21 protein-coding genes are annotated in these 20,548 nt (G+C 71.3%); 8 read left to right on the forward strand and 13 right to left on the reverse strand.

Annotation, left to right across the window (positions count from 1 at the left end; genetic code table 11):
- The first annotated feature begins 5 nt into the window (after positions 1-5).
- Both ACH4D5_RS07475 and ACH4D5_RS07480 read left to right on the forward strand, forming a co-directional pair.
- On the forward strand, positions 6-635 hold the full coding sequence (locus tag ACH4D5_RS07475) for a GNAT family N-acetyltransferase (protein WP_398299565.1): 630 nt from the start codon (positions 6-8) through the stop codon (positions 633-635).
- The gene (locus ACH4D5_RS07480; RefSeq protein WP_398299567.1) at positions 632-1,567 is read left to right on the forward strand and encodes a PaaX family transcriptional regulator C-terminal domain-containing protein; all 936 of its coding nucleotides are present in this window, start codon (positions 632-634) and stop codon (positions 1,565-1,567) included. Before ACH4D5_RS07475 ends, ACH4D5_RS07480 begins: the two co-directional genes overlap by 4 nt.
- 25 nt (positions 1,568-1,592) lie before the next feature.
- Here the strand turns inward: ACH4D5_RS07480 and ACH4D5_RS07485 are convergent, their stop codons facing one another.
- Genes ACH4D5_RS07485 through pqqA form a run of 6 tightly spaced genes read right to left on the reverse strand, consistent with a single transcriptional unit; the run spans position 1,593 to position 5,979 of the window.
- Positions 1,593-2,705, reverse strand: a complete 1,113-nt coding sequence (locus tag ACH4D5_RS07485; RefSeq protein WP_398299569.1) for a PQQ-dependent sugar dehydrogenase — start codon at positions 2,703-2,705, stop codon at positions 1,593-1,595.
- Between the two features lie 39 nt (positions 2,706-2,744).
- Positions 2,745-3,896 carry a pyrroloquinoline quinone biosynthesis protein PqqE gene (pqqE, locus tag ACH4D5_RS07490; protein WP_398299571.1) on the reverse strand — a complete coding sequence of 384 codons (1,152 nt, stop codon included), beginning with the start codon at positions 3,894-3,896 and terminating at the stop codon, positions 2,745-2,747.
- Positions 3,893-4,171, reverse strand: a complete 279-nt coding sequence (gene pqqD / locus ACH4D5_RS07495; RefSeq protein ID WP_398299573.1) for a pyrroloquinoline quinone biosynthesis peptide chaperone PqqD — start codon at positions 4,169-4,171, stop codon at positions 3,893-3,895. The genes pqqE and pqqD overlap by 4 nt, the downstream gene beginning before the upstream one ends.
- Positions 4,168-4,902: a pyrroloquinoline-quinone synthase PqqC gene (pqqC, locus tag ACH4D5_RS07500; RefSeq protein WP_398299575.1), complete on the reverse strand. Its 735-nt coding sequence runs from the start codon at positions 4,900-4,902 to the stop codon at positions 4,168-4,170. Before pqqC ends, pqqD begins: the two co-directional genes overlap by 4 nt.
- Positions 4,899-5,828, reverse strand: coding sequence for a pyrroloquinoline quinone biosynthesis protein PqqB (gene pqqB, locus ACH4D5_RS07505; RefSeq protein WP_398299577.1), 930 nt, complete (start codon positions 5,826-5,828; stop codon positions 4,899-4,901). Before pqqB ends, pqqC begins: the two co-directional genes overlap by 4 nt.
- 10 nt (positions 5,829-5,838) lie before the next feature.
- Positions 5,839-5,979, reverse strand: coding sequence for a pyrroloquinoline quinone precursor peptide PqqA (gene pqqA / locus ACH4D5_RS07510; protein ID WP_398299579.1), 141 nt, complete (start codon positions 5,977-5,979; stop codon positions 5,839-5,841).
- Positions 5,980-6,198: 219 nt separating this feature from the next.
- On the opposite strand from pqqA, the gene ACH4D5_RS07515 reads away from it, so the two are divergent.
- On the forward strand, positions 6,199-7,071 hold the full coding sequence (locus ACH4D5_RS07515) for an aldo/keto reductase (protein ID WP_398299581.1): 873 nt from the start codon (positions 6,199-6,201) through the stop codon (positions 7,069-7,071).
- A gap of 37 nt (positions 7,072-7,108) precedes the next feature.
- Here the strand turns inward: ACH4D5_RS07515 and ACH4D5_RS07520 are convergent, their stop codons facing one another.
- From ACH4D5_RS07520 to ACH4D5_RS07535, 4 genes are all read right to left on the reverse strand, one after another.
- Entirely contained in the window at positions 7,109-7,513 is a 405-nt protein-coding gene (locus ACH4D5_RS07520) for a CU044_2847 family protein (protein WP_398299583.1), read from the reverse strand.
- A 108-nt stretch (positions 7,514-7,621) separates the two neighbouring features.
- Positions 7,622-8,530 (reverse strand): class I SAM-dependent methyltransferase, encoded by a 909-nt coding sequence (locus tag ACH4D5_RS07525; protein WP_398299585.1) that lies wholly within the window; start codon positions 8,528-8,530, stop codon positions 7,622-7,624.
- Between the two features lie 145 nt (positions 8,531-8,675).
- The gene (locus ACH4D5_RS07530; protein ID WP_398299587.1) at positions 8,676-9,416 is read right to left on the reverse strand and encodes a class I SAM-dependent methyltransferase; all 741 of its coding nucleotides are present in this window, start codon (positions 9,414-9,416) and stop codon (positions 8,676-8,678) included.
- Positions 9,417-9,422: 6 nt separating this feature from the next.
- Positions 9,423-9,728, reverse strand: a complete 306-nt coding sequence (locus ACH4D5_RS07535) for a 4a-hydroxytetrahydrobiopterin dehydratase (RefSeq protein ID WP_398299589.1) — start codon at positions 9,726-9,728, stop codon at positions 9,423-9,425.
- Between the two features lie 71 nt (positions 9,729-9,799).
- On the opposite strand from ACH4D5_RS07535, the gene ACH4D5_RS07540 reads away from it, so the two are divergent.
- Positions 9,800-10,669, forward strand: a complete 870-nt coding sequence (locus ACH4D5_RS07540; RefSeq protein ID WP_398299591.1) for a helix-turn-helix domain-containing protein — start codon at positions 9,800-9,802, stop codon at positions 10,667-10,669.
- A gap of 24 nt (positions 10,670-10,693) precedes the next feature.
- Here the strand turns inward: ACH4D5_RS07540 and ACH4D5_RS07545 are convergent, their stop codons facing one another.
- Complete coding sequence (locus tag ACH4D5_RS07545) at positions 10,694-11,116, reverse strand: hypothetical protein (protein WP_398299593.1); 423 nt, start codon at positions 11,114-11,116, stop codon at positions 10,694-10,696.
- Positions 11,117-11,371: 255 nt separating this feature from the next.
- On the opposite strand from ACH4D5_RS07545, the gene ACH4D5_RS07550 reads away from it, so the two are divergent.
- The 4 genes from ACH4D5_RS07550 to narI are packed head-to-tail and all read left to right on the forward strand — an operon-like array spanning position 11,372 to position 18,033.
- Positions 11,372-15,073 (forward strand): nitrate reductase subunit alpha, encoded by a 3,702-nt coding sequence (locus tag ACH4D5_RS07550; protein ID WP_398299594.1) that lies wholly within the window; start codon positions 11,372-11,374, stop codon positions 15,071-15,073.
- A 1-nt stretch (position 15,074) separates the two neighbouring features.
- Positions 15,075-16,739 (forward strand): nitrate reductase subunit beta, encoded by a 1,665-nt coding sequence (gene narH, locus ACH4D5_RS07555; RefSeq protein WP_398299596.1) that lies wholly within the window; start codon positions 15,075-15,077, stop codon positions 16,737-16,739.
- Positions 16,736-17,314, forward strand: a complete 579-nt coding sequence (narJ, locus tag ACH4D5_RS07560) for a nitrate reductase molybdenum cofactor assembly chaperone (RefSeq protein WP_398299598.1) — start codon at positions 16,736-16,738, stop codon at positions 17,312-17,314. The genes narH and narJ overlap by 4 nt, the downstream gene beginning before the upstream one ends.
- The gene (gene narI, locus ACH4D5_RS07565; RefSeq protein WP_398299599.1) at positions 17,311-18,033 is read left to right on the forward strand and encodes a respiratory nitrate reductase subunit gamma; all 723 of its coding nucleotides are present in this window, start codon (positions 17,311-17,313) and stop codon (positions 18,031-18,033) included. The genes narJ and narI overlap by 4 nt, the downstream gene beginning before the upstream one ends.
- A gap of 45 nt (positions 18,034-18,078) precedes the next feature.
- On the opposite strand, the gene dnaK is transcribed toward narI, so the two are convergent.
- Both dnaK and ACH4D5_RS07575 read right to left on the reverse strand, forming a co-directional pair.
- Complete coding sequence (dnaK, locus tag ACH4D5_RS07570; protein ID WP_398299601.1) at positions 18,079-19,953, reverse strand: molecular chaperone DnaK; 1,875 nt, start codon at positions 19,951-19,953, stop codon at positions 18,079-18,081.
- 149 nt (positions 19,954-20,102) lie between these two features.
- Positions 20,103-20,528 carry an OsmC family protein gene (locus tag ACH4D5_RS07575; protein ID WP_398299603.1) on the reverse strand — a complete coding sequence of 142 codons (426 nt, stop codon included), beginning with the start codon at positions 20,526-20,528 and terminating at the stop codon, positions 20,103-20,105.
- Positions 20,529-20,548: the final 20 nt, after the last annotated feature.

The raw sequence follows: 20,548 nt of genomic DNA on the forward strand, positions 1-20,548 counted from the left end.
TGCCGATGGAGCCGATGGACGGCCCGGGGATACGGAGGGGCGTACCCGAGGGCAGTGAGACACGGGTGGCCGCGCTGTACTGGGAGGCCTTCGGGCGGAAGCTCGGTGCCGCCCTGAACCCGCCGGACAAGGCGCGCGCTTTCCTCGCGGCCCATCTCCACCACGACCGGGGCGTTGTCGCCCTCGTCGACGGCGAGGTGGCGGGGGTGGCCGGCTACCAACTCGACGAACGCGGCCTGACGGGCGGCAGCGCGGGAGACGTCCTGGCCACGTACGGAACCTTGCGCGGGCTGCCCCGCCTGCCTCTTCTCCTCCTGATGGAACGACGTCCCGCCGACGGCGAGCTCGTCATGGACGGCATCGCGGTCGCCGCCGAGCACCGCGGCAAGGGCATCGGCAGCCTCCTGCTGCGCGAGATCGCGGCCGTGGCCGCCGAGCACTCCTGCCGGCGCGTCCGTCTCGACGTCATCGACGTCAACCCGCGCGCCCGCGCCCTGTACGAGCGGCACGGCTTCGTCGCCGTACGCACCGAGAAGACCCCGTACCTGCGCGGTCTGATGGGCTTCGGCGCCGTCACGACCATGCACCGGCCCGTCACACCGGCCGCCTCGGCGGACCGCAGGGAGGCTCGATGAACACCACCACGAACAGTCCGACCGACGACGCGCGGGCCGACGCGGACGGCACCGCCCCCGTGCCCGTCCCCACCCGGCTGCTCGTCCACGCCCTGGTCCGCGAGGACGGCACGGTCGACTCCGGTGAGCTGTACGCGGTCGCGGGTCTGCTGGGCATGACCGATCAGCAGGTCCGCCTCTGCATCAAGCGGCTCGTCGCCGAGGGCCGCTTCACCCACGAGGGCCGGGGACGCAAGGCCCTGCTGAAGGCGGTCGCCGACTACACCGGCTCGATCACCCCCGACGTCGCCTTCGTCCGCCACGCCTACCGCCAGGACCACGGTCTTGCCGCCTGGGACGGCGTCTGGCACCTCTTCGCCTTCGCCATCCCCGAGTCGAGCAGGACGGCCCGCGACACCCTCCGCGACACCTTGCGCCACCTCGGCGCCGCCCCGGTCCAGAGCGGCCTCTACGTCACCGCGAACGCCATCGAAGAACTCGTCGAGGCCCAGGCGCGCCACCTCGACGTGGCCCACGCGCTGACCTGCCTCACCAGCACCGATCTGCGCGTCGGGGGTCTCGACGACCCGCCCGCCCTGGCCGCCGCCCTCTGGCCCCTGGAGGACATCGCCGCGCGCCACGAGCGCCTCGCCGGCCTCGCCCAGGTCTACCTCGACCGGCTCACGCGGCCGGACGGCCCCACCGGGCCGGAGCGGTTGGCCATGGCCGTCCGGCTCGCCGCGGCCTTCAGCCACGCGATGGAACCCGACCCGCTCCTGCCGCCCGAGCTCCTCCCCCGGCCCTGGCCCGGGACGCACGCCCGCCGACTGACGGCCGCCTGCTGGACCGCGCTCGCCGAAGCCGACACCCACGCCCCCACCGGGACCCCGGCCCCGCGCCTGTTCGTCCAGTACGGGGACCTGCTCGCCTCCCTCCCCGAAGGCCTGGCCTAAGACACAGGGCTTCCGTCAAGCTCCGCTAATCCGCCGTGTCCTGACTGAGCGTCACCTTGAGGATCTTGTCGGAGCCGTCGGGCTGTCCGCCCATGTTGTCGGCGTTGGTGGTGGTCAGCCAGAGCGCGTCGGCTCCGGGCACGGCGGTGACCGCGCGCAGGCGTCCGTACGCGCCCACGTAGTAGGACGTCGCGGAGCCCACCTCCTCGTTTCCGGCGTTGATCGGGATGCGCCACAGGCGTTGGCCCCTCAGCGCCGCCATGTAGACGGCGCCGTCGACGACGGCCACGCCGCTCGGCGAGGCCTCGGCGACACTCCAGGTCTTCTTGGGGTTGGTCATGCCGGCGACGGAGCAGGCGCCTTCGCAGGTGGGCCAGCCGTAGTTCCCGCCCGGCTTGATGAGGTTCAGCTCGTCCTTCTTGCTGTCCCCCAACTCGGCCTCCCACAGGCGCCCTTGCGCGTCGAAGGCGATGCCCTGCGGATTGCGGTGCCCCATGCTGTAGACGTAGTTGCCGAAGGGGTTGCCCGGTGCGGGCTTCCCGTCCCTGGTCAGGCGCAGGATCTTGCCGTTGAGGGAGTTCCTGTCCTGGGCGAGCGGCTTGTCCTGCGCGTCGCCCGTGGTGGCGTAGAGGTGGCCGTCGGGCCCGAAGGCCAGCCGGCCACCGTTGTGGTACTTGTTCTTCTTGATCCCCTTGAGCAGCGGCTTGTAGCCGTTCAGGGTCGTCCCGTCGTACGTCATGCGGGCGATGCGGTTGCCTTCGGACGACGTGTGCATCACGTACACGTAGTGGTTGGTGGCCCAGTCCGGGTCGACGGCCACGCCCATCAGCCCGCCCTCGCCGCCGGTGGTCTGCGACTCGGGGACGGTGCCGAGCGGCTTCTTCTCCCGGCCGTCCTTCGAGACCCGCCACACCCGGAAGGCGTCGCGCTCGGTGACCAGGGCGGCCGATCCGTCGGGCAGCCAGGCGGTGCCCCAGGGGATGGTCCAGCCGGTGGATATGGTCGTGACGGTTCCCGGTTCGCCTTGCGGGCCGGCGGGTGACGCTCCGGCCAGGGCGGCCGGTGTCACCGCTGCGAGCACTGCGCCGACCGCCAGCGTGGCGGTCCATCTGCGTGGGGTCGGTATGAGAGACGGCACGGAGGAATCCTCTCTGCGTCCATTGCGGGTACGAGGTGGCTATCGGGCCGCCAAGTCGGCTGTGTGGGTGCGATATTCGAAGCGGGGCGGGATCTGCGCGTGGGCGCTCGCCGCGTCCACCAGGGTGCGGACCATCGCGTGGTCCGGTGAGCGGTGGCAGGCGGGGTCGGTGCGGGCGGCGTCACCGGTCAAGGCGTACGCCTGGCAGCGGCAGCCGCCGAAGTCGACGCTACGGAGTTCGCAGCCGCGGCAGGGGTCGCCCATCCAGGCCTCGCCGCGGTAGCGGTTGAACGCGTTCGACTCCCGCCAGATCCAGGCCAGTTCATGGTCCCTGACGTTCGGTGCGGCAGGGCCGAGCAGTTCGGCGGCCGCCGGGCAGGGCAGCACCGTGCCGTCGGGGGCGACGGTCAGGGAGAGGGCACCCCAGCCGCCCATGCAGGGCTTCGCGGTGCCGTCGACATAGTCGGGTGCGACCCACACCAGTTCCATGCGGCCTGCGAGCCGCTCCCGCCACCGTTCGACGCGGTCGCGGGCCCGGGCGACCTGGGCGCGGTCCGGCAGCAGGGCGTCGCGGTTGCGCAGCGCCCAGCCGTAGAACTGCGTGTTGGCCAGCTCGACGCGGTCGGCGCCCCAGGCCAGGCCGAGTTCCACGAGGGAGTCGAGCGCGTCGAGGTTGGCGCGGTGCAGGACGGCGTTGAGCCCCAGCGGCAGCCCGGCCCGCCCGACGAGCCGCGCCGCCCGCTCCTTGGCGCTGAACGCCCGCGCTCCGGCGATGTGCTGGGCGGCAGCCGGGTCGGTGTGCTGCACGGAAAGCTGGACGCTGCGCAGCCCGGCGTCGACGAGCCGGTCGAGGCGCTCACGGTGCAGGCCGACACCGCTGGTCACGAGCTGTGTGTGGATACCGGCGGCGTCCGCCGCGGCCACGATCTCGACGAGGTCCCGGCGCAGCAGTGGCTCACCGCCGGACAGGTGGGCCTGCACCACCCCGAGGTCGGCGGCCTGACGCAGCACGGAGGCCCACTCCGCCGCCGTCAACTCGGCGCTTTGGGCGGTGAGTTCGAGGGGATTGGAGCAGTAGGCGCAGCGCAGGGGGCAGCCGTGGGTGAGTTCGGCGAGGAGCGCCCAGGGCGGGTCGGGGGCGGGCGCCGGGTGGGCCGGGTCCGACATGCGCACCCCTTCGGGGAGAGTCATCGCAGCCACCCCTCCGCCCGCAACCGGCCCAGGAACTCCGGCACTTCCTCGGCGACGGGGGCGTCCGGGTGGCGCTCCGACAATTCGGCGACGATGTCCGCGACATCGCGTTCGCCGTCGCACAGGCCCACGATGCTCCCGGCCGCTCCCCGCAGCACGACGACGCGCTCGGGCAGCACCAGCAGGTCGACGCCGCGCACCCGGTCGTGCCGGAGCAGCACGGAGCGGGCGAGCGCGGGGCGCCAGACCTCACGTACGACATCCTGAGTGGTCACTCGGCACCCCCGGGGCCACGGTCGACGGCGTCGAGCAGCGACCACAGCACGTCGCACTTGAACGCGAGCGCCGCGACGGCCCGTTCCTGCTCCTCACGGGTGCGCGCCCAGGACAGGACGAGGGCGAGCGCCTCCCGGCCGTCGCGGCTGCCCTGCCCGACACGCGTACGGAAGTAGTCGAGCCCCGCCGTGTCGATCCACGGGTAGTGCCGCTCGAAGGCGGCGATCCTGGTCCGCATCAGGTCGGGGGCGGACAGTTCGGTGAGCGAGGCGGCGACGGCGTCGAGTGCGGGCCTGAGCCTGCAGAAGTTGACATAGCCGTCGACGGCGAGCCGCACACCCGGCAACACCCTTGAGGCGTCTTGGAGTTCCTCCCTTGCGAGGCCGGCCGCCTCACCGAGCCGCAGCCAGCGTTCGATGCCGCCCTCGCCGTCCCGTTCCCCGTCGTGGTCGCGGATCCTGCGCAGCCAGCCGCGGCGCAGCGCCGGATCGTCGAACTTGGCGAGGATCAGCGCGTCCTTGACGGGGATGTGCCGCTGGTAGTGGAACCGGTTGACGATCCAGCGGCGCACCTCCTCCGGGGTGAGGTCGCCTTCGTGCATGCGTACGTTGAAGGGGTGCCGGTCGTGGTAGCGCTCGGCGGAGACGGCGCGCAGCCGGTCGGTGAGCTCGTCGGGGGTCCACGGCGCGGCGGCCCCGGCCGCGGTGGGCTCGGCAGTCCTGGTGCTCACAGCTCGATCACCATCCCGTCGGCGGCGACTTCGAGCCCCCGCTCGGCGAGGACCTTGTACTGCTCGGCGTCCGGGGCCCCGAGGGGGTTCGTGTTGTTGAGGTGGGTGTAGAGGACGCGGCCGGGCAGCCGTGCCAGCCGGTGGGCGGTGCCGGTGGGGCCGGCGATGGGAAGGTGCCCCATCGCGGTGGCGGTACGGGCGGTGAACCCGGCGCGCACGGGTTCGTCCTCGTCCCAGAACGTGCCGTCGACGATGACGCAGTCCGCGGTGCGGGCGGCCTCGTCGAAGGCGTCGCTCCAGACGGCGAGGGAGGGGGCGTAGAGCACGGTGCGGCCGGTGGCGGGTTCGGTGAGGCGCAGCGCGACGGACCAGGTGCCGGTGTCGGGTCCGGTTCCGGCGGCGTACCGCGGACGCTTGTCCGAAATCGGTACGGCGCCGACGTGGATTCCGGATCCGTCGCCGTGGATCCCGGGGCCGCCGTCGAGCGGCACGGCGCGCCCCTGCGGCAGTTCCCGCCACCGTACGCGCGTGTAGGGCTCCAGGAGGGTGTCGAGCCGGAGACCCTCGCGGACGGCGTCGCGCACGGGAGCGGTCGCCAGGACCTCGACGCCGTCGCGGGCCTCGCGCAGCCGGGCGAGGCCCAGCGTGTGGTCGAGCTCGGCGTCGGTGAGGACGACCCCGGCGACGGGGGTGCGCCGCGTGTCGCCCAGCGCGCCGGGGCGCAGTGCCGGGACGGCTTCGATCTGGTCGCCGATGTCGGGGGTGGCGTTGACGAGGTACCAGCGGTCCTCGCCGGCGTGGACGGCGAGCGCGGCGTGCCGGCGGCGGCGTTCCGGGTGGGCGCGTGCCCCGGCGCACCCGGGACACGCGCAGTTCCACTGGGGGAGCCCGCCGCCCGCCGCGGTGCCGAGCACCTGCAGCAGCATGGCGGCGGCTCTACCGGTCGGCGAGGCGGTAGGCGGTGACTTCGAGGGCGGTGTCGACGATCGCGTACTCGGGCGTCTGCCAGCCCGTGACGTCGGCGTCGGTCCCGCGCGCCGGCTCGTGGGCGGGTTTCTCCTGGTCGGTGCTGTGCATGGCGCTGCCTTCCTGAAGAGGTGGGGGTTTCAGGAACAAACCACAGGGACGCGGGGCAGCCGATGTGCTTGTAGCGTTCATATAGGTGTCCCGCGTTCAGCGGTGTGCAATAGAGTCGCGGCATGACGGGACACCGTCAATGGTGCGGACCGATCCGGCACGCGTTCCGCTTCGATATCCGGCCATTCAGGAATGCGGCACAGCCGCTGATCGTTGACCATGGGGCACAACAACCGACGACTTAAGGATCGAGAGCTCGTGAGCAAGGTTCCCCCGATCATCCTCAACAACGGCGTCGAGATGCCCCAGCTCGGTTTCGGCGTCTGGCAGGTTCCGGACGACGAGGCCGAGAAGGCCGTCGCGACGGCGCTGGAGGCCGGGTACCGCAGCATCGACACCGCGGCCATCTACGGCAACGAAGAAGGCACGGGCAAGGCGATCGCCGCTTCCGGCGTAGCCCGTGAGGAACTGTTCGTCACGACCAAGCTCTGGAACGCCGACCAGGGCCACGACGCGACGCTGCGCGCCTTCGACACGTCGCTGGAGAAGCTCGGTCTCGACTACGTGGACCTGTACCTGATCCACTGGCCGGTCCCCTCCAAGGACGCGTACGTCGACACGTACAAGGCCTTCGAGAAGATCCACGCCGACGGCCGCGCCAAGTCCATCGGCGTCTCGAACTTCCTGCCCGAGCACCTGGAGCGGCTGACCGGCGAGACGTCGATCATCCCGGCCGTCAACCAGATCGAGCTGCACCCGCACCTGCAGCAGCGCGCCGCGCGGGAGTTCCACGCCGAGCAGGGCATCGCCACCGAGGCGTGGTCGCCGCTCGGCTCGGGCCGCGGCCTCCTGGAGGTCCCGGCGATCGTCGCCATCGCGCGGAAGCACGGGCGCTCCCCCGCGCAGATCGTGCTGCGCTGGCACATCCAGCTGGGCAACATCGTGATCCCCAAGTCCGTGACCCCGTCGCGGATCAAGGAGAACATCGACGTGTACGGCTTCGAGCTCGACCCCGAGGACATGGCGGCGATCTCCGCGCTGAACGAGGACCGGCGGATCGGCCCGGACCCGGCGACGTTCGACGTGGTCTGAGTCCCCCCGGCGCGACGGACCGCCTCCGCCTCCCGTCTCAGGGCCGGCGGAGGCGGTCCGCCTGCGAGATCCCCTCGGCGCCCTCCGGCTCGACGCCCTCCGGCTCGGCCCCCTCCGGCGGCACCCGGCGCGACCAGGTCAGCTTCACCATCAGGTGCCCCTCCGCCGCCGTCTTGGCGATGACCGCGCCCGCCGCGGCGCTGAGCTTGACGCCGAACTCCAGCTCGATCGTGTCGGGGTCGAGCGCACGGTCGCGGAAGGTCCGCAGCGCGGACATCGCGGCGCCGCGCACATTGCCCAGCGCCGACTCGAACCGCCCCTCGACGTCGTGGATCTCCCCGCCCTCACCGCGCCGCGACACCGACCGGAACCCGGGATCCCTGGAGTCCACCTCCACCACGACGGGCCCTTCGTCGGACTCCCAGCGCATCAGTTCGTTCACGGGCGGCCCCCCTCGTTCTCCTCGGCCGGGCCCCGACCGCCCGGCAACGCTGCCCCGAACGTACGCCAACCAGCCTGCCGGGACAGGCTGGTTGACACGTAATCACCCCTAGGCGTCCTTGACCGCCACATGCACCGTCTGCGCCGTCAGCAGGAACAGGTCGGGGCGCTTGTGCAGGCTCTGCGGGTCGTCGGCGTCCAGGAGGCGGTCGAAGGTCGCGCGGTCGTCCGGCGTGAGGCGCTCCGAGTGCATTTCGCGGCGGCGGGTGAACTCCTCCACCACGTGGGCGCGGGCGTCCTCCGAGAGGGGGGCGGGCAGGTCGAGGAGGAAGCTGCGCGTGGCCTCGTACCGCAGACCGGCCGCGGTGAGGAGGGCCGGCCAGTCCTCCGTCGCCCCCTTCGATCCGTCGAGCCCCTCGCGCATCCCGGCGAACCACTCCTCGTCGCCCGCCTCCAGGCGGGACAGGAGGCCGGGGCGGCCGAAGCCGATGTCGCGGGGCAGGTAGCGGGCGCTCAGGCCGCCCTCCAGGAGGGCGATGGCGCCGCCGGGCGCGAGGCGGCCGGCGAGCGCGGCGAGCGCGGCACCCTGGTCGCCGACGTGGTGCAGGGACTTGCACAGCCACAGCAGGTCCGCCTCGGGCACGTCGTCGATGGCGTCCGGGAGAGCGGCCCGCACCGTGTCGAAGCGGTCGCTGAGGCCTTCGTCCGCGGCGCGCTCGCGGGCCCGCCGGAGGAGTTCCTCCTCGGGGTCCGCTGCGACGATCCGCGCCTTGGGGAACGCCTCGGCCAGCACGAAGGAGACGGCGCCCGGACCGCTGCCGACGTCGACGACGACGCCGGGCTCAGGGACCCAGCGGGTGAGCCAGGACGCCACCTCGCCGTACATCGGCGCGGCGACGCGGGCGTAGCGCTCCAGCATGATGCCCATGGCCGACCAGTCCATGTCGCCGTGCCCGTGCCCATGTCCGTGCCCGTGTCCGTGCCCGTGGCTCTCGCCGTGCCCGTGGTGATGCCCCATCGTCTTGTGCCGCCTTCCGGTTCGCTGCCCTCGTGTGGGAACAGGACTGTGTGGACAGGACCAGCCTGCTCCCGATTCCCGGTTTTCGGCGAACGATGTTGCCGCTATCGCAAAAAACTCACCCCGAAGGTCCGGACGGCACCGCTCAGCGTCGCTTCCGGTACGCGCGCAGCGTGAAGCGCGGGTCGGGGCGTGGGACGTCCTGGTCCGGGAGCTCCGCGAGCCGGGCGGCGAGGCGCGCGGCCAGCGGTCCGTCGGGCGGAATCCGCGTGAACCAGCCGCGCCGCAGGTCGTCGACCGTGGAGCGGGGCGTGCGCCCCTGCCCGTGGCCGCGGAACCGCGCCCGCCCGGCCGGCGCCAGACCGTGTTCGGCCGCGTAGGCGTCGACGGCCTCGACCCGGTCGACCGCGAGCCGCACCGGGCGCGGCGCGAGCACGGCGTCGATGTCGCTGCGGACGTCGTGCGAGGCGGCCTTGTCCACGGTGGTGACGTAGACCCCGCCGGGCCGCAGCACCCGCGCGCACTCGGCGACGACGGACGACGTCTCCTCGGGCCCGGAGAGGAGGTGCAGCAGCCATACGGTCGTGACCGCGTCGAACGCCGCGTCGGGGAACGGGAGTTGGCGGCTGTCGCCGAGCACGATGGCGCCAGGGACGCGCCCCGCGGCCATCCGGGCCATGCGGTACGCGGCGTCCACCCCGGTCACCCGCAGCCCCGGCCGCTCGGCGAGGCAGCGGGTGACCAGGCCGGTTCCGCAGGCGACATCGAGGAGGGTGCCGGCGTCGGCGGGCACCAGGCCGAGGACCGCTTCGGCGGCGGCAGCGGCGCGGGGTTCGCCGCCGCGCGAGGCGTCGTACCGGTCGGCCTCCTTGCTGTAGTCCAGCATCGGCGGTCAGCCCGCCCCGTGCGCGGGCGCCAACTCCTGGACCCTGCGGGCGAGTTCGAAGTCCAGCTCGGTGAGAGCGCCGCCCGCGCTGTGCGTGTGCACGGCGAGCGTGACGGTGTTGTAGCCGAGGGTCAGGTCGGAGTGGTGGCCGAGCTCCTCCTGCGTCCGCGCGATGTGGACGACGAGTCCGGTCGCCGCGAAGTGCGAGCCGAGCCGGTAGGAGCGGGTGATCCTGCCGTCCTCCAGGGACCAGCCGGGCAGCTCGGCGAGGCGGTCCTCGATCTCCTTCTGCGAGAGCGGTTCGGGGGGCATGGGCCACGCTCCTTCCGGGAAGTCGGTCTTCGCCTCACCCTGCCACAAATTGTTTCGATTACCTTCTACGTATGACAACCGCCGCGCCCGCCAAGGGGACCACCAGAGGCAAGGCCAAGGGGCACACGGAGAACACGGGGAACACCGTCGCGAGCGGCACCGGAGTGGGTCCGCTGCTGCGCGGCTGGCGCGAGCGACGCAAGGTGAGCCAGCTGGAACTGGCCCTGCGCGCCGACTCCTCCGCGAGGCACATCAGCTTCGTCGAGACGGGCAGGTCACGCCCGAGCGAGGAGTTCCTGCTGCGCATCGCCGACCACCTCGACGTGCCGGTGCGGGAGCGCAACTCGCTGCTCCTGGCGGCCGGTTACGCGCCGCGGTTCCGGGAGACCCCGCTGGACGACCCCGCCATGGGCACGCTGCGCGAGGGCCTCGAACAGCTCCTGGCCGGCTACGAGCCCTATCCGGCCCTGGTCGTCGACGCGGCGTACGACGTCGTCGCGGCGAACCGCGGCATTGCGATGATCCTCGACGGCATTCCCGAGCACCTTCTCGCGCCACCCCTGAACGCGATGCGGCTGACGCTCCACCCGGAGGGCCTGGCGCCCCGGATCCGCAATCTGCGGGAGTGGCGTGGGCACCTGCTGCACCAGATGGAGCGGCAGATCGCGCTGCAGCGCTCGGACGCGCTGCGGGCGGTGTACGAGGAGGTGGCGGCGTATCCGGTGGCGGATCCCGGGGTGGACGCCTTCGAGGCGGGCACAGAGGTGCCGTACTTCGCGCTGCCTCTGCGGATCGAGCACGACGGGCACGTGCTGTCCTTCATCTCGTCGATCTCGACGTTCAACACCCCGATGGACGTGACGGTCGCCGAGCTGGCCATCGAGACTCTGCTCCCGGCCGACCCGGCGACGTCGAAGTACCTGCAGGCGCACATGTCCTAGAGGGTGGTTCCGTGGCCGTGACCGTCAGGGCCTGAGCGCCCGCAGCGCCGCGTACTGCAGCACGGCGAAGCCGCCCACGGTCACGGCCTGGAGGGGGATCCAGACCGCTCCCGCCGTGCCGGGCGAGAGCCAGCCGACGAGGGCGACGACGCTGGCCAGCGCCCAGACGGCGTTCGCCTCGACGACCGCCTGCACGGCGGCCTTCGGCGGGCTCTTGCGCGAGGCGAGGTAGCCGACGCCAGCCCCGAACAGGGTGAGGAAGACGCCGAGGCCGAGGAGCAGCCCGGAGTCGACGCCGAGGAAGTCGCCGAGGGGGCCGGAGGCCGCGGCGTACGCGATGCCGTTGCCGGCGGTCACGACCGCGTCCAGGCCGAGGAAGCGGCGCAGCATCGTCGTCGGGTCGGTGGTGCGGGCGAGCGTGGCGAGCGGGTACGTGGACGTGGCCATGGCGGATGCCTCCCGGCGGGGAACGGTTTCGGGTGCCGGGTCCGGTCCGGAGTGCGCCGGACCGGACCCGGTGACATCACTCTGTCGCGGCCGCGCCGACGGGTCGATTACGTCACGGGTAATGCCGAGCGGGCCGCCGGGCAACCCGTACCGCCGCCGACGGGCGCCGCCCGCAACCCGTACGGCCGTCGTCGACGGGTGCGCCGCCGGTCCCGCCCCTACGTTCGGTGGGAGGCAGACCTAGGGAGCGCCACGGTGACAGAGACGACCGAGCCCGCCGCCGCCCTGCTGCGGGCGGGGAGGTTCTTCCGGCGCGGCACGGCCGCCCCCGACCTGCACAGCGTCCGGCTGGCGGGCGGCCGGGACGCGGACGCCTTCTACCGGGACCGGTGGAGCCACGACAAGGTCGTGAACTCCACGCACGGCGTGAACTGCACGGGCTCCTGCCGCTGGAAGGTGTACGTCAAGGACGGCATCATCACGTGGGAGACGCAGGCCACGGACTATCCGAGCGTCGGCCCCGACCGCCCCGAGTACGAGCCGCGCGGCTGCCCGCGGGGCGCCGCGTTCTCCTGGTACACGTACTCCCCCACGCGCGTGCGCTACCCGTATCTGCGCGGCGTCCTCGTCGACCTGTACCGGGAGGCGAAGGCGCGCCTGAAGGACCCGGTGCTCGCCTGGGCGGACATCCAGGGCGACCCGGAGCGCCGCCGCGCGTACCAACAGGCGCGTGGCAAGGGCGGGTTGGTGCGGGCGACCTGGGGCGAGGCCGTCGAGATCATCGCGGCCGCGCACGTGCACACCATCAAGACGCACGGCCCCGACCGGGTCGCGGGCTTCTCCCCCATTCCCGCCATGTCGATGGTGTCGCACGCGGCCGGCGCCCGCTTCATGAGCCTCATCGGCGCGCCGATGCTCTCCTTCTACGACTGGTACGCGGACCTTCCGGTCGCCTCGCCGCAGGTCTTCGGCGACCAGACCGACGTGCCGGAGTCGGGTGACTGGTGGGACGCCGCGTATCTGATGATGTGGGGCTCCAATGTGCCGGTGACCAGGACGCCCGACGCGCACTGGATGGCCGAGGCGCGCTATCGCGGCCAGAAGGTCGTGGTCGTGGCGCCCGACTACGCCGACAACGCGAAGTTCGCCGACGAGTGGCTGCACCCGCATCCGGGCACGGACGGCGCGCTGGCCATCGCGATGGGGCACGTGATCCTCAAGGAGTTCTTCGTCGACCGGCGGACGGAGTTCTTCACCGACTATGTGCGCAGGTTCACCGATCTGCCCTTCCTGGTGACGCTGACGGAGCGCGACGGGGTGTACGTACCGGCGAAGTTCCTGCGCGCCGCCGACCTCGGCCAGGACACCGGGGACGGCGAGGGCGGCGACTGGAAGACGGCGGTGCTCGACGAGACGACCGGGCGGCCGGCCGTGCCGAACGGCTCGCTGGGCTTCCGCTGGACCGACTCCGGCAAGGGCAGGTGGAATCTGGAGCTCGGCGACATCAAACCGCTCCTGACCCTCCAGGGCTCGGCGGTCGCGGCGGGCGTGGAAGTGCTGCTGCCACGCTTCGACACCGAGGGCGGCACCCACGGGCAGGGCCGCGGCGAGGTCGTGCGGCGCGGGGTCCCCGCCACCCGGCTCGGCGGGCAGGACGGGCCGCTGGTCACCACGGTCTTCGATCTGCTGCTCGCGCAGTACGGCGTCGGGCGCGAGGGGCTCCCGGGCACGTGGCCCACGTCCTACGAGGACGCCGCCGCCCCCGGCACGCCCGCCTGGCAGGAGGCCCACACCTCCGTCCCCGCCGCCAAGTGCGTGAAGATCGCCCGTGAGTTCGCCGCGACGGCCGAGAAGTCGCGGGGCCGCTGCATGATCCTCATGGGGGCGGGGACCAACCACTGGTTCCACTCCGAGACGATCTACCGCTCCTTCCTCGCGCTGCTCCAGCTCACCGGCTGCCAGGGCCGCAACGGCGGCGGCTGGGCGCACTACGTCGGGCAGGAGAAGTGCCGCCCCAACACCGGCTGGGCCACGCTCGCCAGCGCCAACGACTGGAGCAGGCCGCCGCGGCAGATGATCGGCACCGCGTACTGGTTCCTCAACACCGACCAGTGGCGCTACGACAGGTTCGCGGCGGACGTGCTCTCCTCACCGCTCGGCGAGGGCCGGTTCGCGGGGATGACGGGCGCCGACTGCCTGGCCCTCTCGGCACGGACCGGCTGGATGCCGTCGTACCCGACCTTCGACCGCAACTCCCTGGAGCTGGGCGAGACTTCGGGCGCTTCGGGCGATCCGGTCGCCAACGTCGTCGACGAACTCAGGGCCGGCACGCTCAAGTTCGCCTGCGAGGACCCGGACGCCCCCGAGAACTGGCCGCGCGTCCTGACCCTGTGGCGCGCCAACCTCCTCGGCTCCTCCGCCAAGGGCGCCGAGTACTTCACGAAGCACCTGCTGGGCACGCACTCGTCGCTGCGGGCGGAGGAGGCGGGCCCGGACGAGCGCCCGTCCACCGTCACGTGGCGCGACGAGGCGCCCGAGGGCAAGCTCGACCTGCTCGTCTCCCTCGACTTCCGCCAGACGTCGTCGACGCTGCTCTCCGACGTCGTCCTGCCCGCCGCCACCTGGTACGAGAAGCACGACCTGTCGACCACGGACATGCACCCCTACGTGCACTCCTTCACCCCGGCCGTCGACCCGCCCTGGCAGGCCCGCACCGACTTCGACACGTTCCGCGCCATCGCCGACCGGCTCAGCGAGCTGGCGGTCGACCACCTGGGCGTGCGCAGGGACCTCGTCGCGACCGCGCTCCAGCACGACACGCCGGGCGAGACCGCGCAGCCCGGCGGGGTCGTCCTCGACTGGCGCAAGGGCGAGTGCGAACCTGTGCCGGGCAGGACGATGCCGAACCTGGCGGTCGTGGAGCGCGACTACACCGCGATCGGCGCCAAATTCGCCTCGCTCGGCCCGCTCGTGGAGACGCTCGGGCTGCCGGTGAAGGGCATCACCTTCCAACCCGGCCAAGAGGTCGAGGAGTTGCGTGAGCGCAACGGCGTCGTGCGCGGCGGGCCCGCGGACGGCCGCCCCGCCCTGGACACGGCGGTGAAGGCCGCCAACACCATCCTCGCGCTGTCCGGCACGACGAACGGACGCCTCGCCACCCAGGGCTTCCACACCCTGGAGGCGCGCACCGGCCAGGAGATGGCGCACCTGGCCGCCGAGCACGAGGGCAAGCGCATCACGTACGCCGACACGCAGGCCGCGCCCGTGCCGGTGATCACCTCGCCGGAGTGGAGCGGCAGCGAGTCGGGCGGGCGCAGGTACACGGCGTTCACGCTCAACACGGAGCATCTGAAGCCCTGGCACACGCTCACCGGACGCCAGCACTTCTTCATCGACCACGACTGGATGCACGAGCTGGGCGAGGCGATGCCCGTCTACCGGCCGCCACTGGACATGAACCGGCTCTTCGGTGAACCACGGCTCGGCCCGGACGGAGAACGGGAGGTGACGGTCCGTTACCTCACGCCGCACAACAAGTGGTCGATCCACTCCGAGTACCAGGACAACCTCTTCATGCTGTCCCTCTCGCGCGGCGGCCAGTGCGTCTGGATGGCGCCGCAGGACGCGGACGCGATCGGCGTGAAGGACAACGACTGGATCGAGGCCGTCAACCGGAACGGTGTGGTGGTGGCGCGCGCGATCGTCTCGCACCGCATGCCGGCCGGCACGGTCTACATGCACCACGCGCAGGAACGCACCGTGAACGTCCCCAAGGCCGAGACCACCGGCAAGCGCGGCGGCATCCACAACTCCCTGACCCGCCTCATCCTCAAACCGTCCCATCTCATCGGCGGCTATGCCCAGTTGTCGTGGGCCTTCAACTACCTGGGCCCGACGGGGAACCAGCGCGACGAGGTCACCGTCATCCGCCGCCGCTCGCAGGATGTGGAGTACTGACATGACCCGTGCCGAAGGCACCATCGGACGCTGTATGGCCCAGATCGCGATGGTGATGAACCTCGACAAGTGCATCGGGTGTCACACCTGCTCCGTCACCTGCAAGCAGGCGTGGACCAACCGCGACGGCATGGAGTACGTCTGGTTCAACAACGTCGAGACCCGGCCCGGGCAGGGCTATCCGCGCCGCTACGAGGACCAGGAGAAGTGGCGCGGCGGCTGGGAGCTGAACAAGCGCGGCGCCCTGAAGCTGAAGAACGGCGGCCGGATCAAGTCGCTCCTGGAGATCTTCTCCAACCCCAAGCTCCCGGAGATCAAGGACTACTACGAGCCCTGGACGTACGAGTACCGGAACCTCACCGACGCCCCGCTCGGCGACGACTACCCGGTGGCCGAGCCCCGCTCCCTGATCAGCGGCAAACCCATGAAGATCGAGTGGTCGTCGAACTGGGACGACAACCTCGGCGGCGCCGCCGAGCACGGCTACCTCGACCCGATGGTCGCGAAGACCCGCCAACAGGTCGCCGACAAGGTGAAGTTCAGCTTCGAGCAGACCTTCATGTTCTATCTGCCCCGCATCTGCGAGCACTGCCTGAACCCGTCGTGCGTGGCGTCCTGCCCGTCCGGCGCGATGTACAAGCGGTCGGAGGACGGCATCGTCCTCGTCGACCAGGACCACTGCCGCGGCTGGCGCAAGTGCGTGACCGGCTGCCCGTACAAGAAGGTCTACTTCAACCACCGCACCGGCAAGGCCGAGAAGTGCACCCTGTGCTATCCGCGCGTCGAGGTCGGCCTGCCGACCGTCTGCTCGGAAACGTGCGTGGGCCGGCTGCGCTACCTCGGGGTGATCCTCTACGACGCGGACAAGGTGACGGCGGCGGCGAGCGAGCCCGACGACCACAAGTTGTACGACGCCCAGCTGGACGTGTTCCTCGATCCCGATGACCCCGAGGTGCGGCGTGCGGCGGAGCGGGACGGGATCTCGTACGACTGGATCGAGGCGGCTCGTCGCTCCCCCGTGCACGCGCTGATCAGCAAGTACAAGGTGGCGCTCCCGCTGCACCCGGAGTACCGCACCATGCCGATGGTCTGGTACATCCCGCCGCTCTCCCCGGTGGTCGACGCGCTGACGGAGACCGGTCACGACGGCGAGGACCTGGGCAATCTCTTCGGCGCCATCGACACGCTGCGCATCCCCCTGGAATACCTCGCGGAGATCTTCACCGCCGGGGACGTGGGGCCCGTGCGGTCCTCCCTGGAGAAGCTGGCGGCGATGCGGGCCCACATGCGGGCCATCAACCTCGGTGACGAGCCGGACGGTGCGACCGCGGCGGCGGTGGGGATGACGGGGCCGGAGATCGAGGAGATGTACCGGCTCCTGGCGATCGCGAAGTACGAGGACCGGTACGTCATCCCGACCGCGGCCGTCGCCGACGCGCGGCGCCTCGAGGAGTCCGCGCTGCCCGAGGGCTCGAACTCGTGCAGCCTCGACTACGAGGACGGTCCCGGGATGGGCGGCGACGGGCCGTTTGGCCAGGACTCCGGCCGCAGGCAGCTGCCGCTCGTCACCATCGAGAACTTCCACACGCTGCGGGCCAGGCAGACCGCCGACGAACAGCCCAGCGCGGTCGAGAAGGCCCATGCGCCCAAGGAGGACGAGACGTGACCCGGCACGCGGTGCTGTACCAGGCGGCGGCGCTCTGCCTGGCCTATCCGGACGACGAGTTCCACGCGCGGCTGCCGCTGCTGCGAGCGGCCGCGCCCGCGGAGCTGCACGGTTTCCTGGAGTACGCCTCGGCCGCAGAGCCCCGCGAACTCGCCGCGCACTACGTCCAGGTCTTCGACTTCAAGAACCGCCACAGCCTGTATCTGAGCTGGTGGCGGGAGGGCGACACCCGGCGGCGCGGCATGGCCCTGGTCCGCTTCAAGGAGGTCTACCGCGAGCACGGCCTGGACTTCACCGGCGAGGAGCTGCCCGACTTCCTGCCCGCAGTCCTGGAGTTCTCCGCGCACGCGGGCCCGGTGCTCCTGGACGAGCACCGCGGCGGCCTTGAGCTGCTGCGGATCGCACTCGCCGACTTCGGCACCCCCTACGCGGCGGTCGTCGAGGCGGTGTGCGCGACGCTGCCGGGCCCCTCGCCCAAGGACCGCGCGGAGGCGCTGGCGCTGGCCCGCTCCGGGCCGCCGCGCGAGGAGGTCGGGCTCCAGCCCTTCGCACTCGTCGGGGAGGTCCCCTCGTGAAGACGCTGCTGTGGGGCGTGCTCCCCTACCTGGCCCTCGTCCTGCTCGTCGCGGGCACGATCTGGCGCTATCGCTACGACAAGTTCGGCTGGACGACCCGCTCCTCCCAGGTCTACGAGTCCAAGCTCCTGAACATCGCCTCGCCGATGTTCCACTACGGCATCCTCTTCGTGCTCGTGGGCCACCTGGTCGGGCTGTTCCTGCCGGAGTCGTGGACCGAGAAAGCGGGCCTGAGCGAACACACGTACCACCTGTTCTCGCTGTACGGCGGCACGGCGGCCGGAGCCCTCCTCGTCCTCGGCATCCTGCTGCTCCTCTACCGGCGGCGGACCAACACGCCGGTGTTCCGGGCCACGACCGCCAACGACAAGCTGATGTACCTGGTGCTGTTCGCGGCGATCGTGCTCGGCATGGTGGCGAAGCTGATGCATGCCTCCGGCGACGGCTACAACTACCGTGCGTCGATCGCCCCCTGGGCCCGCAGCCTGTTCACGCTCCAGCCGGACATCGACCGGATGACGGGCGTACCGCTGCTGTACGAGATCCACGCGGTGGTCGGAATGGTGCTGTTCGCGCTGGTGCCGTTCACCCGGCTCGTCCACATGTTCAGCGCCCCGCTCCAGTACCTCTTCCGGCCGTACGTGGTCTATCGCAGCCGGGATCCGGAGCGGCTGGGCGCGCGGCCGGAACGGCGGGGCTGGGAGCGGACGGGGTCCTGAGCCCATCCGCTCCCCTGACTCTGATCCCATCCGCTCCCGTGTCGTCTACGGGGTGCCGTCCTTCTTCTGGTCGTCATCGTCCACGATCTCGGCGTCCACCACGCTGTCCTCCGCGGCGTCCTCCGTGGGCGTCCGCGGCGTCTGCGCCTGTTCCTGGGCGCCGCCGTCGGAAGCCGCGTACATCGCCTGGCCCATCTTCTGGCTGACCGCGGCCAGCTTCTCCGCGCCCGTGCGCAGGGCCGTCGTGTCGTCGGCCCGGTTCTTCAGGAGGTCCTTCAACTCGTCCGATACCGCCTCCACTTCGGTCCTCGTGTCCGCCGGCACACGCTCGCCGTTCTCGCGGAGGAACCGCTCCGTCTGGTAGACGAGCTGCTCCGCCTGGTTGCGGACCTCCGCCGCCTCGCGGCGTTTGCGGTCCTCCTCCGCGTGTTCCTCGGCCTCCCGCACCATGCGGTTGATGTCGTCCTTGGGCAGCGCGGAACCGCCGGTCACCGTCATGCGCTGCTCGCGTCCCGTGGCCTGGTCCTTCGCCGAGACGTGCATGATTCCGTTGGCGTCGATGTCGAAGGTGACCTCGATCTTGGGGACGCCGCGCGGCGCGGGCGGCAGGCCTGTCAGGTCGAAGACGCCGAGCTTCTTGTTGTACGCGGCGATCTCCCGCTCGCCCTGGAAGACCTGGATGCCGACCGAGGGCTGGTTGTCCTCGGCGGTGGAGAAGGTCTCCGAACGCTTCGTGGGGATCGTGGTGTTGCGCTCGATCAGCTTCGTCATGATGCCGCCCTTGGTCTCGATGCCGAGGGAGAGCGGAGTCACGTCGAGCAGGAGCACGTCCTTGACGTCGCCGCGGATCACACCGGCCTGGAGGGCCGCGCCGAGCGCCACCACCTCGTCCGGGTTGACGCCCTTGTGCGGGTCCTTGCCGGTGAGCTCCCTGACCAGGTCCGTGACCGCGGGCATCCGGGTGGAACCACCGACCAGGATCACGTGGTCCACGGCGGAGAGCTTGACGCCCGCGTCCTTCACCGCCTGGTGGAAGGGCTCCTTGCAGCGGTCGAGGAGGTCGGCGGTCAGCTCCTGGAACTGGGCGCGCGTCAATTTCTCCGCCAGGTGCAGCGGGCCTTCCGAGGATGCCGTGATGTAGGGCAGGTTGATGTCCGTCTCGCTCGACGAGGACAGCTCGATCTTCGCCTTCTCGGCGCCCTCGCGCAGGCGTTGGAGCGCCATCTTGTCCTTGCCGAGGTCCACGCCGTGCCCGTTCTTGAACTGCCGCACCAGGTAGTCGACGATCCGCTGGTCCCAGTCGTCGCCGCCGAGCTGCGTGTCGCCGTTGGTGGCCTTCACCTCGATGACGCCCTCGCCCATCTCAAGGAGCGACACGTCGAAGGTGCCGCCGCCGAGGTCGAAGACCAGGACGGTCTGGTCGTCGCCCTTGTCGAGGCCGTAGGCGAGGGCCGCCGCGGTCGGTTCGTTGATGATGCGCAGGACGTTCAGCCCCGCGATCTCGCCGGCCTCCTTGGTGGCCTGGCGCTGGGTGTCGTCGAAGTACGCGGGCACGGTGACCACCGCGTCCGTGACGTCCTCGCCGAGATAGGCCTCGGCGTCGCGCTTCAGCTTCTGCAGGACGCGGGCGGAGAGCTCCTGCGCGGTGTAGCGGGTGCCGTCCACGGAGCCGCTCTCCGGGAAGCGCCAGCCACTGTCACCCATGTGGCGTTTGACGGAGCGCGCGGTGCGCTCCACGTTGGTGACCGCCTGCCGCTTGGCGACCTCGCCCACCAGGACGTCGCCGTTCTTCGCGAAGGCGACGACGGAGGGTGTGGTGCGCGCGCCCTCCGCGTTGGCGACGACGGTGGGCTCACCGCCCTCCAGCACGGCCACCACTGAGTTCGTCGTCCCGAGATCGATCCCGACCGCACGTGCCATGGTCCAGTCCCTTCCGCCGCGAGCTCACGTCCCCCGTTTCCCGGTCTACTCCGTTCTCCATCACAAAACTTGAGCGGGCTGATGTCAATGCCGCACGCGACAATGCCGCCACCCCGACAGGGGCGACGGCATCGTCAACTGCGGCTTCGTCAGGCCAGCTTGGCCGAAAGCGTGATGGTCGTGCCCGTCAGGGCCTGGCTCACCGGGCAGCCGTCCTTGGCCTTCTCGGCGGCCTCGACGAAGGCGGCCTCGTCGATACCGGGCACGACGCCCTCGACGGTGAGGTGGATGCCGGTGATGCCCGTGCCGGGCTGCAGGGTCACGTCGGCGGACGTGGTGAGCCGGGTGGGCGGGTTGCCGGCACCGGTCAGGGTGTGCGACAGGGCCATGGAGAAGCAGCTGGAGTGCGCGGCGGCGATGAGCTCCTCCGGGCTGGTCTTGCCGTTCGCCTCCTCGGCGCGCGACGGCCAGGACACCGCCTGCTCCCCGATGCCGGAGGAGTCGAAGGTGACGGTGCCCGAGCCCTCCGTCAGAGAGCCTTCCCAGACGGTGTGCGCGGAACGGGTGGTAGCCACGATGCAGTTCCCTTCAGTGC

The organism is Streptomyces sp. NPDC018029 (assembly GCF_044327655.1).
GTDB lineage: Bacteria > Actinomycetota > Actinomycetes > Streptomycetales > Streptomycetaceae > Streptomyces.

Bases quoted from the DNA above. Each gene is read 5' to 3' on its own strand.
- ACH4D5_RS07475 (WP_398299565.1), top strand. From the start codon at position 6: ATGGAGCCGATGGACGGCCCGGGGATACGGAGGGGCGTACCCGAGGGC.
- ACH4D5_RS07480 (WP_398299567.1), top strand. From the start codon at position 632: ATGAACACCACCACGAACAGTCCGACCGACGACGCGCGGGCCGACGCG.
- pqqE (WP_398299571.1), bottom strand. From the start codon at position 3,896: ATGACTCTCCCCGAAGGGGTGCGCATGTCGGACCCGGCCCACCCGGCG.
- pqqB (WP_398299577.1), bottom strand. From the start codon at position 5,828: ATGCTGCTGCAGGTGCTCGGCACCGCGGCGGGCGGCGGGCTCCCCCAG.
- pqqA (WP_398299579.1), bottom strand. From the start codon at position 5,979: ATGCACAGCACCGACCAGGAGAAACCCGCCCACGAGCCGGCGCGCGGG.
- ACH4D5_RS07515 (WP_398299581.1), top strand. From the start codon at position 6,199: ATGGGGCACAACAACCGACGACTTAAGGATCGAGAGCTCGTGAGCAAG.
- ACH4D5_RS07525 (WP_398299585.1), bottom strand. From the start codon at position 8,530: ATGGGGCATCACCACGGGCACGGCGAGAGCCACGGGCACGGACACGGG.
- ACH4D5_RS07530 (WP_398299587.1), bottom strand. From the start codon at position 9,416: ATGCTGGACTACAGCAAGGAGGCCGACCGGTACGACGCCTCGCGCGGC.
- ACH4D5_RS07535 (WP_398299589.1), bottom strand. From the start codon at position 9,728: ATGCCCCCCGAACCGCTCTCGCAGAAGGAGATCGAGGACCGCCTCGCC.
- ACH4D5_RS07540 (WP_398299591.1), top strand. From the start codon at position 9,800: ATGACAACCGCCGCGCCCGCCAAGGGGACCACCAGAGGCAAGGCCAAG.
- ACH4D5_RS07545 (WP_398299593.1), bottom strand. From the start codon at position 11,116: ATGGCCACGTCCACGTACCCGCTCGCCACGCTCGCCCGCACCACCGAC.
- narH (WP_398299596.1), top strand. From the start codon at position 15,075: ATGACCCGTGCCGAAGGCACCATCGGACGCTGTATGGCCCAGATCGCG.
- dnaK (WP_398299601.1), bottom strand. From the start codon at position 19,953: ATGGCACGTGCGGTCGGGATCGATCTCGGGACGACGAACTCAGTGGTG.